General features: G+C 47.5%; 14 protein-coding genes. 6 read left to right on the forward strand and 8 right to left on the reverse strand.

Annotated elements, in window-relative coordinates:
- Positions 1-73 precede the first annotated feature (73 nt).
- Complete coding sequence (locus NH568_RS01140) at positions 74-1,267, forward strand: amino acid aminotransferase (RefSeq protein WP_253044003.1); 1,194 nt, start codon at positions 74-76, stop codon at positions 1,265-1,267.
- A 75-nt stretch (positions 1,268-1,342) separates the two neighbouring features.
- On the opposite strand, the gene NH568_RS01145 is transcribed toward NH568_RS01140, so the two are convergent.
- Positions 1,343-1,654, reverse strand: coding sequence for a YebG family protein (locus NH568_RS01145; RefSeq protein WP_253044004.1), 312 nt, complete (start codon positions 1,652-1,654; stop codon positions 1,343-1,345).
- A 384-nt stretch (positions 1,655-2,038) separates the two neighbouring features.
- Between NH568_RS01145 and NH568_RS01150 the strand changes: the two genes are divergently transcribed.
- On the forward strand, positions 2,039-2,332 hold the full coding sequence (locus NH568_RS01150) for a ComEA family DNA-binding protein (RefSeq protein ID WP_253044006.1): 294 nt from the start codon (positions 2,039-2,041) through the stop codon (positions 2,330-2,332).
- Positions 2,333-2,385: 53 nt separating this feature from the next.
- On the opposite strand, the gene NH568_RS01155 is transcribed toward NH568_RS01150, so the two are convergent.
- Together NH568_RS01155 and NH568_RS01160 are read right to left on the reverse strand one after the other, a co-directional pair.
- Positions 2,386-3,300, reverse strand: coding sequence for a hypothetical protein (locus tag NH568_RS01155; RefSeq protein ID WP_253044015.1), 915 nt, complete (start codon positions 3,298-3,300; stop codon positions 2,386-2,388).
- A 9-nt stretch (positions 3,301-3,309) separates the two neighbouring features.
- Entirely contained in the window at positions 3,310-5,655 is a 2,346-nt protein-coding gene (locus NH568_RS01160) for a TonB-dependent receptor (RefSeq protein ID WP_253044017.1), read from the reverse strand.
- A gap of 282 nt (positions 5,656-5,937) precedes the next feature.
- On the opposite strand from NH568_RS01160, the gene NH568_RS01165 reads away from it, so the two are divergent.
- Complete coding sequence (locus tag NH568_RS01165) at positions 5,938-6,096, forward strand: hypothetical protein (protein WP_253044019.1); 159 nt, start codon at positions 5,938-5,940, stop codon at positions 6,094-6,096.
- Between the two features lie 45 nt (positions 6,097-6,141).
- Here the strand turns inward: NH568_RS01165 and NH568_RS01170 are convergent, their stop codons facing one another.
- Positions 6,142-6,444, reverse strand: coding sequence for a hypothetical protein (locus tag NH568_RS01170; protein WP_253044021.1), 303 nt, complete (start codon positions 6,442-6,444; stop codon positions 6,142-6,144).
- A 7-nt stretch (positions 6,445-6,451) separates the two neighbouring features.
- Positions 6,452-6,964, reverse strand: coding sequence for a disulfide bond formation protein DsbB (gene dsbB / locus NH568_RS01175; RefSeq protein WP_253044023.1), 513 nt, complete (start codon positions 6,962-6,964; stop codon positions 6,452-6,454).
- A 171-nt stretch (positions 6,965-7,135) separates the two neighbouring features.
- Between dsbB and NH568_RS01180 the strand changes: the two genes are divergently transcribed.
- Positions 7,136-7,558 (forward strand): NUDIX hydrolase, encoded by a 423-nt coding sequence (locus NH568_RS01180; protein ID WP_253044025.1) that lies wholly within the window; start codon positions 7,136-7,138, stop codon positions 7,556-7,558.
- 217 nt (positions 7,559-7,775) lie between these two features.
- The gene (locus NH568_RS01185) at positions 7,776-8,885 is read left to right on the forward strand and encodes an AraC family transcriptional regulator (protein WP_253044027.1); all 1,110 of its coding nucleotides are present in this window, start codon (positions 7,776-7,778) and stop codon (positions 8,883-8,885) included.
- On the opposite strand, the gene NH568_RS01190 is transcribed toward NH568_RS01185, so the two are convergent.
- Positions 8,834-10,006 (reverse strand): DUF418 domain-containing protein, encoded by a 1,173-nt coding sequence (locus NH568_RS01190; RefSeq protein ID WP_253044029.1) that lies wholly within the window; start codon positions 10,004-10,006, stop codon positions 8,834-8,836. The genes NH568_RS01185 and NH568_RS01190 overlap by 52 nt on opposite strands.
- Positions 10,007-10,185: 179 nt before the next feature.
- Positions 10,186-10,590, reverse strand: coding sequence for a helix-turn-helix domain-containing protein (locus NH568_RS01195; protein ID WP_253044031.1), 405 nt, complete (start codon positions 10,588-10,590; stop codon positions 10,186-10,188).
- 101 nt (positions 10,591-10,691) lie between these two features.
- Between NH568_RS01195 and NH568_RS01200 the strand changes: the two genes are divergently transcribed.
- The gene (locus NH568_RS01200; protein WP_253044032.1) at positions 10,692-11,300 is read left to right on the forward strand and encodes a class I SAM-dependent methyltransferase; all 609 of its coding nucleotides are present in this window, start codon (positions 10,692-10,694) and stop codon (positions 11,298-11,300) included.
- 65 nt (positions 11,301-11,365) lie between these two features.
- Here NH568_RS01200 and NH568_RS01205 read toward each other — a convergent pair whose 3' ends face one another.
- Complete coding sequence (locus tag NH568_RS01205) at positions 11,366-13,126, reverse strand: S41 family peptidase (protein WP_253044033.1); 1,761 nt, start codon at positions 13,124-13,126, stop codon at positions 11,366-11,368.
- Positions 13,127-13,203 lie beyond the last annotated feature (77 nt).

The following is a 13,203-nucleotide window of genomic DNA, read 5'->3' on the forward strand; positions in this document are numbered from 1 at the left end:
ATGAGCCCAGAGTTAACCCCGTGACAAACGAGCCAGAAAACCTCGTTTACGTTAATTAGGAAAAGAGAGAACCATGTTTTCAGAACTAAAACCACTTCCGACGGATCCAATCCTGGGCCTGATGGCCGCCTATAAAAAAGATACTAACCCGAATAAGATTGACCTAGGGGTTGGGGTGTACAAAGACGAGCAGGGTCATACCCCGGTTCTGAAGGCGGTAAAAAAGGCTGAAGCGTTTCGTCTGGAGAATGAAACAACTAAATCTTACATTGGTTTAGCGGGTAACCTGGATTACTGCGATAAAATGGAAAAGTTGCTACTGGGTAATGATCACCCTGCATTGCTGGCAAATCGTGTCAGAACAGCGCAGGCGCCGGGCGGCACAGGTGCTTTGCGCGTTGCGGCTGAATTTATCAAGCGTTGTAATACCAATGCCACGGTATGGGTGACAACTCCTACCTGGGCAAACCATATTAGCTTGTTTGAGGCAGCCGGCTTACAGGTTAAAGAGTATCCATACTATGATTATGAGAACAAAGGGTTATTGTTCGATGAAATGATAGATGCACTGAAGCAAGTACCGAAAGGTGATGTAGTACTGCTTCATGCATGTTGTCATAACCCAAGCGGGATGGATTTAAACGCAGAACAATGGAAGACAGTTGCAGAGCTGGCCAAAGACGTGGGCTTTACACCACTGATTGATATCGCCTACCAAGGCTTTGGCAGTGGTCTGGAAGAAGATGCGCAGGGGCTACGCCTGTTGGCCGCAACCGTTGACGAGCTGTTAATCTGTTCTTCCTGTTCTAAGAATTTTGGTTTATACCGTGAGCGTATTGGGGCTTGTTCATTTATCGCTAAAGATGCTGCGGTTGCGGATGTGTCTAACTCAGTGTTACTGAGTGTTGTGCGCAGTATTTACTCTATGCCACCGGCACATGGTGCAGACATTGTGAATACCATCCTGGGCAGTGAGGAATTGACTCAGGAATGGCACCAGGAACTGGCTGAAATGCGTGATCGAATTAACGGTCTACGCAGCTTGATCAAAGACAACCTGAATGCAAAAGGCACAGCGCAGGACTTCTCATTCATTGAGCGCCAAAATGGTATGTTCTCATTCCTTGGTATAGATAAAGCACAAATTGACAGACTACGCGAAGAGTATTCAATTTACATTGTCGGCTCGAGCCGCGTAAACGTTGCAGGTGTAAGCAAAGACAACATCGATTACTTTGCAGATGCCGTTGCGACCGTGCTTAAATAAATTCAACTGAATTTAAAAAGCCAGTATTCTGTGAGAATACTGGCTTTTTTTGTGACCTAATTAAGTCATTTGGTATCAGGCTTGTTTGATTGCCGTGACCTTATCATCGTCACCTTTTTTACCGGCTGGCTTTTCTTCGTTGTCTTTCTTTGACGGCACTTTAGTGCCTTTTAGAATAGCCATAAAGTCGTCTTTTTGTTTGGCAATTTCAAGTGCCAGCGATTCAACTTGCTGCTCACTAAGCGGAACGTCCACTTTCTCTAACATGCCTTCAAGCGCTTCTGCAACATCCAGCATTTTATCATAAGCATCTGCCTCTTTCTTGCTGGTAAATGTCATACGCTCTACTCCATTTCTTTCTACCACATACTTTACGATAACCGCCATGATCACTCTCCACGAACACTGTTTTTATATACAGTAACTTGTCTCGTTAATAATTACAACTGATAAAGCACTATTATGCATTAGTATGGCCCATCTGTACCTAGGCATCCTTCATTTACATTCTTTAGTTGCTGGCATAAATACCTGAACTCTGAGAATGTGGGCTGCTCAACTCGTACAGCCATATTACGACTAGGTCGCCAGCAAAAAGTTCGTGTTCGTTCAGAGGTTGAGTTGCTATTTTTAGTTCTGTATGAAAAAAAAGCAACTGAAAAACGCAGACATAATTTTGACATAATTGATGATGTTTACTTTATTTTAACTGTGCATATACATTGATGTGAACGCACAAAGAAATGGAATCTGAACTTGAGGGATCTGATTATGAATATCAAAACACTTTTAGCTACATTGGCATTGTCCGCCGCACTTCCGGTTATGGCTCAACCAGAGCAAGCACCTGCAGAGACACAACAAGTTGTTGATGCTGTGGTGAATGTAAACCGTGCCACCGTTGAGGAGTTGATACGCTTACCTGGTATTGGCCAGAAAAAAGCCGAAGCCATTATTCGCTCACGAGAGGAAGCGGGTGATTTTCAGGATATGGACGCGCTTTTACGGGTTAACGGGATAGGTGTCAACATGCTTGCTAAGCTAAAAGGAAAGGTCGCATTTTAGCATAGACTCAGTGTTGTTTGTTCATCTCCAGGAGCGGCCCAGGCTGCTCTTTTTTATTGTCCATTATTTTGTATCGCCAGATCCTGAGCAAGCGCTTTGGTGATCTGTTGCTCTATTTGCTCCCTGAAATAAGCTCTTTCCGCGTTTGGCAAGTAACGCAGGTGCAGGGCTAAAAAGTCCTCTTGTTGGTACAAATGACTCAGTGCTTCATTGACGGTTTTAAGGAACTGCCTGGACTCTGGGGTGTCGGAGCATGCTATGTGGCCGAGAACAAACGGCGGGTTGTTGGCGACTTCCAGACTATGTAACTGATTTAGCGTCAACTGGCTGGCATAGCGTTGAATCGTCGTTGGATAGGTAAGAATAAAGCTGGCCCTGCCTCGTTCGAACATAGTCACAGTGGCTTTGTAACTGTCACCGCCTGGGCGTCGGATCAATTGTGTTTTGCTAATGCGACTCAGTTGCACATCAAGATAATCTCCATAAGAGCGCTGAGCTTCCGTCAGTAAAGTGGTTCTCGGATGAGCTTTTAATAACGCATTGAGATCGGTTAGCTGTCCCTGAGCATTGAGAAAAGGAGATAACTCAATGTTTAATGGCAAAAAATACAGCCGATGACTGGGGTATAGGTGTACGGGTAAACTGAACAGGTACTGTTTTGCTCTGCGTTGTGTTTTAATCCGGTTTAGTGCACAAAAAGGCAAGGTACTTTGCAGTAACTGATCAATACGAGTACCCGGTGCCAGCAACAGAGGCGGACGGATAAACCCCGGTGTTTTTTGCGCAATGTAGTCAAAAACCAGGTTATTGGAATCAGTTGATATATCCAGCGCCTGATCTGAAAACATCATCTTGATATCTAATGGATCATCACTGAGCAACTGAAGCTGAGCCGCTGCTGTAGAGCACAGGCTGATGCTCAAGAACATCACAGTGATAAACAGAAGGGGTTTAGTATTTGTCATCATATTTGGTCTTTAAAACTGATATCTCAGGGACATGCCCCACTCTCTGGGTGGAGCCAGGTAATGCTCTGCGACACCAAATACTTCAGTGAAGTCATTACCGCCGATGAGTATGCGCTTATCCAAAAGATTGCGAACAAACAGGGCAACCTCCATCTGCTCAGTGACTGCATGGCTGATACGAGTATTAACTAAAGCAAAGCTACCCTGTGCACCAAGCTCTGTATTAAAGACATCGTTATAGGTTTTACTGCGAAATGCCCAGTCCAGACCAAATTTAATCGGAGCACTAAGACTGGCATTCGACCACTGGTAACGCACCCCCAATGCTGCTGTCCAGAGAGGTGAGCGCATGAGTTTACTGTCTGTGGTAACTTGTGTGGCCGTACCTACAGAGTCAAATTGTGCATCGGTGTAAGACAGATTACCTGAAAAACGCCAGTCGTGTGCGGGAAGCGCCTCGAAACTGACTTCAATGCCCTGAATACTGGTTTCGCCCACGTTGTCGATGAAGATCTCAAGCCCCGCGTCGGTAGACTGACCACCTCGCAGCTGCATGGCTTTGTGTTGCATATCAAACGCTGCCAGACTGAGCTGTAAAGTGTCATCAAACAGAGTGGTTTTATATCCCAGTTCATACGCTGTAAGGTATTCAGGGTCAAAGGGTTGAGCTGAGGTCGGCGAGTTCGGAATGCCGTTAAAGCCACCAGATTTAAATCCCCGGGAGGCGCTCAGATAAACGAATTGTCTGTCATCGAAATGATATTCTACTCCGCCTTGTGGAGAAAATACCCGCCAGCTGCGAGTAATGGGGCCGCCATGTTTTTGACCCAGGGTCTGGTATGTTCTGTCGATTAAGATAACACCGGCATTATCGGCGTCACTTTGGACCTGTTGCATCTTGTCCTCAAATGTCAATCTGCCTCCGAGGTGGAAGGCCCAGTGTTGTGTTAAGGCGTATTTGGCATGAGTAAAAATCGCTGTGCTTTGGATCTCGACCTGATTATCAAAGCCACTATCTATATCCAGCCCGATGTTGAACGGGTTGCCCGGACCACCTATGCTGGTGGGGTTACTGAGCGGTGAGCCATCCAGCGGGCCCGGTACACTTTCCAGCGCCTGATAAAGGCCCCCGATGAATACAAGATCAGTCAAGTGTTTAATGGATTCATCAAAATGGAATAAGCCCACTAACCATTGCATCCGGTCGTTTAAGGTACTGCCGCTGATATGCAGCTCCTGACTAAATTGAAACTGACGCTGAAAATCCTGAGTATCGCCTATGACTGCTGGGTTGTTATCAAAGTCCCGACCATATGTCGCATAGAACTCTCGATAGGCTGTCAGAGATTTAAGCTGCCAGTGTTGCGGTGTTTGCCATTCGACAGAAAGCTGTGCGCCTGATTGATCCAGGGAATTAAAGTTTGTGCCCAAAGAAGCGCTTTGGTGTGCACCGTCAAATATCTGCAATGCAGGGTAGGGCTCAGAGATACTACTTTGGGTAACCAAATCATTGTATAGCACAAGCAAGTCGGCCTGATCGTTTTTGGCAGCGAGTATCGAAGGCGCTGACCCTGAATTGATCCGACGTTGATCCAAAGACAGCTGGGCGGTTAACTTAGGGCTGATTTGGTAGCGAAACTTGGCGGTAGCTGCCCACTCGTCTTGCCCTCCTTCAAATTCACCATTGGCACGTTTGACAAAACCATCCCGGTTGAGGTGGGTAAAGGTGAAGCGACTGGTCAGCGACTTGTTCAATGCGACGTTGGCACGCAAACGCGCATCCCGGCGCTGAAACCCGCCAAAAGTGACCTCTCCATCAGCAAATGTGTCAGGAGCGGGGTCGTGGGTGTAAATTGTGACGGCACCACCTATGGTGTTTTTGCCGAAAATTGCGCCCTGTGGTCCTCTTAATACTTCTATCTGCCGGACATCATACAGGTCAAAGATCCCGCCAGCTGAGCGAGCGTAATAGACACCATCAAGATAGAGGCCCACACTGGGGTCGACCGTGGGTAAAGGGTCCACCTGGCCGATCCCCCGGATTGTAATGTTCGCGCAGTGTGTGCAGCCGGAGTTTTCGCCTACGGTGGTGACATCAATATTAGGGATAAAGTAAGCGGCCTCAAGCAGGGTATTAAGATTACGCTCACGCAAAAGTTGCTCCGACATCACAGAAATCGAAATCGGTATGGTCAGTGCGTTTTCTTTGACTTTACGTGCCTCAACGGTCACTTCCATTAGCTCGTCAATAGACAGCGCGAATACATCATTGTCACTGTCTGGTGCCGTGTGAGCACCCGGGGCGGCGCTAATCAGTGCACAGAAGCTTGCGATACAAGGGAGTCTGTTTTTCATTGAGTACCCAAATGATGGCGTTTATTCCAACTCCCTGGAGGAACAAGCAGCTCTGGTGACCCAAACGGGTGGGTCATTGCACTTGATTATAGCAGCAATAAACCAGCTCGTTGGATTGTTTGCTGACTTCAAGGTCCAAGGGGGATAGTAGATCGCAATAATGTGAAAGGAATATGTCAGTAGCATCACCTTGTAACATTTGTCTGTTTTTTGAACTTGCGGCTAACGAAAGCTTTGTGATTTTATGGTGTTGAAACAATAACCAAAAAAGGAAGCGAAATAATGAAACTACAATTAAAAACCAGCAAACTAAAACGCCTTAATGAACAACACCAACAGTTGGCGATGGCTAACACCCCGCAGGTGGGCGGCGGCTATACAACAAAACCCTGGACGGTTTGGTGTGAAGAGTTAAGCAAAGGGCCGGATTGTCGCGCTTAATCTGTATGACTGACGAGTAGAGAAGTGGTGCTGTGCACCACTTTGTTATGCCTGCCCTTTGTTAAACTCTGCAATAGCCTGACGCAGGTAGGGTTTGGCAAACTGGATCTCCAGCGGCACGGTCAGTAGCGGATAAGCCAGCCCACACAGGAGTAAAACGGGTAACAACAGCCAGCCATGGATAAACGCCAGCGCCATAAACAGCGGGGTGAGTAACATCAGCTTGGCAATGTTGAGCAGGACCTTTTGCGAAGAGGGTAAATGCGCCAGTGCCAGCGCTTTAATACGTTGTTTATCGCGCAGTGCAAAGCCATCTAATTCGGCCAGTTTACTCAGTCTGAAAACCATTTATCTCTCATCTTTTAACAACAAATACGGCGGCAAACGCGATAAAGCTGATGCTGTAAAGTGCAAAAATCACTTCCATCCAGCCCGGCATCGAAAGTCCCGCAAAAAACCAGTCAATATTACCACAATCTCCGGTCGCAGCGAAGAAGGCAGGCAGCCACTCATGTAAGGGCATAAAGCTTGGGAAGTTAGGTACAAAGTCACAGGTAAACGCAAACGGATCTGTGGTGGTCTGCATAGCGATATGTTCTTTCGCTAACAGCCAGCCCCAAATGGCTGAAACGCCCCAACAACTCATGGCCAGAAGTCTCACAGGCAGGCTCGTCGGTGATGTCAGACCGATCAGGCCAGCTGCAGCAATGCCCAGTACCGCAGTGCGCTGGTAAATACACATGATGCAAGGCTCCAGCCCCATCGCATATTGGAAATACAAGGCGATCACTTCAAGCACGAAAGCCGAGAAAAACAGTGCACCCCAGGCAAGGCGGGTGCGAGAAAATTCAGCAAGTTTATTTAACATAGGTGTTCCTTTTTTTGCCCACTATTATGGCTGTGTCGATGCATCCGGGCAACTGGTTTCAGATTAGTCGTGCGGTTTGACTGCTGAACAGAATATAAGTTTCCGGAACAGACGCGTTTTGGGCACAAAGTATGGTATCTTCACGCCAACCGATAAGTGAGGGAGAAAGTAATGCAGTCAGTTGTGCGTGTAGGTGTCGCCGTGGTGATTAAGCGTCAGGGGAAAATTTTACTGGGTGAGCGTATTGGGTCGCACGGGGCACATACCTGGGCAACACCAGGAGGTCATCTTGAAATGGGAGAAAGCGTAGAGCAGTGTGCGCGCCGCGAAGTATTAGAAGAAACCGGCCTGACGCTGGCTCAGGTGACCAAGCTTGATTACACCAATGATGTATTTGAATCTGACGGCAAACATTACATCACCTTGTTTGTGACGGGCGAGTGCGTGAATGGAGAGCCGCAATTGCTGGAGCCGGGCAAATGCCTGCAGTGGCGCTGGTTTTCTCCGGATTCACTGCCTGAGCCGCTGTTTTTGTCATTGCAGAATCTGTTACGTGATAATCCACACAGCTTAGAACGGGCACAGAGTATTTAAGAAGGCAGAACAAAAGCGCAAAGGTTTATGTCTGTATTCATGGTAAATATCACTAGCCTGGTTATTGTTGTTCTCTATTTCCAGACTGTGGTTACTTTGTCTAAACTCCTTAGTCTGAGAAACGTTGCGCAGAGTGTTAGCCCGCTGAAAGCGGCACCAGAGTCATCTGCAAGTATGTTATTGATGTCATTCGCTACTACCAGTCGAGGAGGGGAAGGTGCTTCTGTATGAGTTAGTGCTGGTGAGTAGTGCGACAACCAGTTTGTTATTCGTCTTTATCTCTTTGTCCTTACCATTTAAGCAGCGCAACAGCACTCATTACCTGCTTGGCTATTTTGCGTTAATTGGGATGGTGCAACTGGTGGATATGGCCACGGGTCCCGGTGACACTTTGCATCAGTTTATTGTGCCACTGGCGCTGATGCTTGGTCCGCTCTTCTACCTTTATGTGACGGCTCAGATACCCCACCGGCAGGCACGCCCAATCCAGCTCGCCTTGATGTTCATGCCAGCCGGGCTGCTATTGCTGCATGTGTTGCTGGTGGAAGGTGAAGTAATTATGGCACCGCTAATAAGCAGAACAGATGCTTACAGGTTGATTGCACCAGTTGAACTGGGGTTTGTCATTGTGGCCAGCCTGCAGTTACGGCGGGCGACAGTTAAGCTTAGTCGGGTTAGCAATGAGCCACAACCCGCGTTACTTGTCTGGTTGCATCGTTTGTGTTGGCTTAACATGACCATTTTGCTGGTGGAAGTGACTTACTATATTGCTCTGGCAACAACACACCTGCAAGTGACACATCACCGAGCTTTTCTCAATGCGGCTCTGCAGCTATTTTTACTTTTGGTAGCCTGGTGTGTGATCCGCTCACCCAGGGTATTCTATACTGAGCGGCAAAAGCAGGCGGTGGCTGACAAGTATCAAAAGTCTGGTTTGACGCCAGAGCTGTCGAACTACTATGCGCGCAAGCTTGATAAGCTGATCCGTGATGAGCAACCCTATTTAAGCAATGAACTGACGCTGTCTGCGCTAGCACGGCAAGTTGGCCTCAATACCCATAATTTATCACAATTGCTTAATGAGCATTTAGGCACCAGTTATCATGATTATATCAATCGCTTTCGGGTCACCCATGCCACACAATTGCTGGAAGAGACGACTCAGTCAGTAGAGGAAATTGCCTACCAATCGGGGTTTGGCACTCGAGCCGCGTTTTATGCGGCATTTAAAAAGTTTCGCCAGACCACTCCGGCGAAATGGCGAGTGGGCGTCAATCAGCACTTAGACAGCCAACGCCACAATCGCTCTATGGGCCCGGATGAATGATGTTTTAACCATAGGCGAGAGGCCTGTAATTGTATCACCCAGATAACTACAGTGACACTCATGGCCTCCCAGGCCCGCGTTGCGGCAAAGCCTCCCAGTCCATAAAACCACACTGTACATAACAGGCTTTGCAGCAAATAGTTGCTTAACGCCATGCGTCCAACCTGGCTCAAAGCATGACGTAATGTCCTCAGCCACTGTCTTTGGCTGATCCAAGTCAGTAAAGCGATGTAGCCACACCCTGTTACAATAGCACCCCAGTAATTCCAAAGAGCGTGCTTAAAGAAGAAGTGAGGGAACGACCAATGCTGCTGGTGATTCAGCCACAAACCAATCAGTGACAAAGTGGTGCCAACAGGTATAGTGCACAGCGCAAACCAGCCATAAAAGCGATCACCCAGCTTGCCACAGAGAAATCCAGAACGATACAGGGCAAGGCCAATAAGCATCAGGCCGGATACCCTGAAAATTCCCCAGCTGGGAAAAGTTGAAAGATGAAGCTCGCTGGCCAACGCCATCCGCATGTTCAACTGTGCATACCAGTTGCCGGTAAAGGCGTCGATCTCAGGCTGGCTGACGAGCGCCGAATGGGCAAAATGCTCAGTAATAACCTGAGTTAATATTGGTTCGGGTAACGCCAGAAGTACGTTATACGTTGCCAGGCTCTTGGCACTCCCTATCGTCAGCAATATCAGCCCCGAGAGCAAAGTTAAACTAGCCGGCAACCGAATAAACAGTAGAGGAAAAACTCCACACAGTGCGTAGTAGACCAGGATGTCGCCATGCCAGATCAGATAGGCATGTACCAGGCCAATAGTCAGTAAGACTAATAGCCGCCTGAGATAATACCCATATGGAGAGTAACCGGCCTGTCTCATTTTATCGCAGATAAGGGCTGTGCTGGCCCCAAACAGCATAGAGAAAATAGCCATAAACTTCTGATCAGCAAACAAGTATTGAGCGCACCACCAGATATACCCCAAAGGTGACTGATCCGAATATGCCAGCGGTGAAAAATAAGCCGCGTAAGGCTCGGAGAAAAGACGAATATTCATCAGCAAAATGCCGAGCAGGGCGGTACCTCTGATAACGTCGAGCAAAGTGTGTCTGGATTGTGTCATGATGACATCTTTTATAAACAAGTGATGTCACAACGCTATCATGGTTTATTTTGTCAGCCGCCTAATCTGGCCGGAATTGACAGTTTTTAATGCCAGCGTGCTGCATGATTTTAGGCTAACTTATTGATAATAAATGCAAGAAATGTTTTTCTTTTCGTTTAGACTCCTTTGTAAAGATGCTAAAGCTTACTCTGTTGCGGTTTCAGGCGCTTACCTGCCAGCTTAAGCAGGCGCTGAAAGGTAGGGCAGGCAAGGTGGTTAGGGGCCGGGCAATTCGCTGCATGGTGAAGGCCCTCTCTGATGGCTTGCATCGTCGCTATTTGCTTATCCATTTCGGCGGTTTTTTGGCGCAACAGGGCTCGGTCTACGTCCACTCCGTTTGGCAGCAACATATGGCGAATTTCTTCCAGAGAAAGACCAACATAGCGCCCGAGGTTGATCAGCGCTAATCTCTCCAGCACTGTGGTGTCGTAGTAACGTCGCAGTCCATGGCGCCCGGCACTGCGGATCAACCCTTTTTGTTCATAGTATCTGAGGGTGGAAGGTTTGAGCCCGGAGGCCCTGGCAACATCTGCGATATCCATGTGTTTCTCTTTTATGTGAACTCATTTGATTATAGGGTCTTGACCTAAAGTCGACTTTAAGTTGTAGCATGGTTTGTATCACTTGACGAGAGGAGACTGTGATGAATTTTGATCCGATGTGGGACACGCGCTTTGCTGAATCTGATTATGCTTATGGCACAGAGCCAAACGACTTTCTAAAGGCACAGGTAAAACAACTGAAAGGCAAGCGAGTGCTGAGCCTGGCCGAAGGAGAAGGTCGTAATGCGGTTTATCTGGCAAAACTGGGTTTTAACGTAACGGCAGTGGATGCCTCGATTAAAGGCATAGAAAAAGCGCAACAGTTAGCTCAGGCATCCGGCGTATCTATCAATTTTATTCAGGCAGATCTGGCAAGCTTTGACCTCGGTCGTGAACAATGGGACAACATCATCGCTATTTTTGCGCCGTTTGGTCAGGGATTGCGAGCGAAACTGCACCAGCGAGTAGTACAGGCTCTGGTACCGGGTGGGGTGTTTTTGACAGAAGCTTACTCACCAGAGCAAATTCAATTTGGTACGGGTGGTGGAAAGGATGTTGATACCATGCTCACTGCGGCTCAGTTGGCCCAAGAGTTAAGGGGAGTAAAGTGGACTCTCCTTGAGCAACTGGAACGTTCGGTAGTGGAAGGTCGCTACCACACTGGAATGGCTGCTGTGGTTCAGGGAGTAGGAGTTAAACCGAACTTCTGATACAAATCCCACATGGCTTAAGCAGGGGCATACTATACAAGTAAGACCCTGATAACAGAGCACTGTTACAGTTGCTCAAGTACTTCAAGCGCCTTGCGAAGAATGATATCGTCATTTTGCGCAATGGATACCTGTGTTTGACTGACTTTGACATCGGGTTGGATCCCTACGCCAATGAGCTTATCGCCATTCAGCTGATCCGCCCGAAGGCCTGTGTATTTATATGAGATCCCGCCATTCTGAAAGCCACCAAAAACTGATCCCACCATGATATCTCCGTTAATTCCCATGGTAACTTCCCCTACAATAGGGATATTCATACCCTGGATCCACTGGAGTACATGCTCACCGGCACTGATGTTGGTTCTATCGGAAAGTGCCACGACAGGTGCGTCAATTAGTTTCGGTGTGTCCTCAAGTGTTAAGGGAATATCTTCCTGATAAGGCAGTGCCCGATGAGGTAATCGTTGTGTTTCGATCACAAACGGACCTGTACGTGTATAACGGTCAGTAAATAGAGACAATGCACTGCGCGTAAACCACAGGTTACTCGGATAGCCGCGCATATCCAGTACAATGGCGTGCGCATTTTGTAAAACGTCACGTGCTTGTTGCAGCTGTTCCTGGGTTGTCACATCCACGGCTCGAAAAACGACGACACCATTGTCCAAATGCCTCAACAGTGGACCATATGTATCATCACGATCGTATGGGCCCATGACGTCTCTGTGAATTGACGCTGTCGTAGTATTAATTACCCGGCCTTGTGTAGTTCTGAATGTTAGATCGACTAACTTAGGTTCACCGTACATAAACGGCAACCTGCGTGCAGCGGCACTGTTGGCGATGTGCTCACTGGTGAATGTTTTATCCCTCAGGTTATTGACCAATTGACGTGCATCTGTTCCTTCGATTGCAAGCAACTCATCCCCGATATTGATTTGCAGCGTAAGGTAAGGGGTTCTGTTGGTTACAATGACTTTGTCATCGATATAGTCAAGTGAAATTGGCAAGCTGTAACCCTGAACATCGCGATATTGCTTTGGCTGTCCAATCCAGAGATGATTGTCCTGTAGCTTGGTGAATGTTTGTCTCATAATGCGGGTTCTTTGCTGGCTGTCTTTGAGACAAGCGCCGAGCAGGCGTGGATGGCTGTTGGCCCAGTCAACATCAACTTGCTCGAAATAAGGCCAGAAGTGTGTTAGCTCGGCCCAAATTGAACTGAGTGCTGCCATACATGTTGCAGGGTCTTCAAGGGATACTTGTTCTTTTTGCTGAGAATAAGCACTGCCAGAGTTCGCCTGCTCCTGGGGGAGGTATAGCGGCCAGTACAGGGGGATGCCGTCATAGCGATCGGTATAAACAGGTGTAGGAGGGAAAAAGCCCTCATTACTGAGTGTCTGATAGTCGCCACTTATCAGGCGACGGGTATAGAAGCGATAATCCCGGGCACCGAAATTATACCAGGTGTTCACAGAGTCCGTTAGCCTTGGCACTGGCAAGCTCGATTGGTTGGTGGTTAAAAGCGGTGTTACTGTTTTTAGCTGTTGCAGGGCAAAACTGAGTTGAAGTGCCTCAGGCTGTTTAACCATCTCACGGATACTGTGTCGTAAGAAATAGTCCCATTGTGTTTCGCTATTTGCTGCATTTGGGTAAAAGTAGCGTACCCTATGCACAAGCTCCGAAAACTCTTGTATATTTGGCAGTGCTTGCTGATAGCGTTCTTTGAGAAGAGTCGTTTCATCATTTGCTTTTGCCAGAGGGGCTGAAAGTACACTGAGTAGAAGTGCCGCAGGCAACATTTTCTTGCGGATGTTGTATGTCATGCTTATTCCTTAGCGCTTTATTATTTGTATTTATAATTGGTCCATACAGATTGTTATGTCAATATGTTACATAATAT

Origin of the sequence: Pseudoalteromonas sp. XMcav2-N, assembly GCF_024124545.1 — a bacterium.
Taxonomy (GTDB): domain Bacteria; phylum Pseudomonadota; class Gammaproteobacteria; order Enterobacterales; family Alteromonadaceae; genus Pseudoalteromonas.

Coding starts and splice junctions, on each gene's coding strand:
- NH568_RS01140 (WP_253044003.1), top strand. CDS start 74: ATGTTTTCAGAACTAAAACCACTTCCGACGGATCCAATCCTGGGCCTG.
- NH568_RS01145 (WP_253044004.1), bottom strand. CDS start 1,654: ATGGCGGTTATCGTAAAGTATGTGGTAGAAAGAAATGGAGTAGAGCGT.
- NH568_RS01150 (WP_253044006.1), top strand. CDS start 2,039: ATGAATATCAAAACACTTTTAGCTACATTGGCATTGTCCGCCGCACTT.
- NH568_RS01155 (WP_253044015.1), bottom strand. CDS start 3,300: ATGATGACAAATACTAAACCCCTTCTGTTTATCACTGTGATGTTCTTG.
- NH568_RS01160 (WP_253044017.1), bottom strand. CDS start 5,655: ATGAAAAACAGACTCCCTTGTATCGCAAGCTTCTGTGCACTGATTAGC.
- NH568_RS01165 (WP_253044019.1), top strand. CDS start 5,938: ATGAAACTACAATTAAAAACCAGCAAACTAAAACGCCTTAATGAACAA.
- NH568_RS01170 (WP_253044021.1), bottom strand. CDS start 6,444: ATGGTTTTCAGACTGAGTAAACTGGCCGAATTAGATGGCTTTGCACTG.
- dsbB (WP_253044023.1), bottom strand. CDS start 6,964: ATGTTAAATAAACTTGCTGAATTTTCTCGCACCCGCCTTGCCTGGGGT.
- NH568_RS01180 (WP_253044025.1), top strand. CDS start 7,136: ATGCAGTCAGTTGTGCGTGTAGGTGTCGCCGTGGTGATTAAGCGTCAG.
- NH568_RS01190 (WP_253044029.1), bottom strand. CDS start 10,006: ATGACACAATCCAGACACACTTTGCTCGACGTTATCAGAGGTACCGCC.
- NH568_RS01195 (WP_253044031.1), bottom strand. CDS start 10,590: ATGGATATCGCAGATGTTGCCAGGGCCTCCGGGCTCAAACCTTCCACC.
- NH568_RS01200 (WP_253044032.1), top strand. CDS start 10,692: ATGAATTTTGATCCGATGTGGGACACGCGCTTTGCTGAATCTGATTAT.
- NH568_RS01205 (WP_253044033.1), bottom strand. CDS start 13,126: ATGACATACAACATCCGCAAGAAAATGTTGCCTGCGGCACTTCTACTC.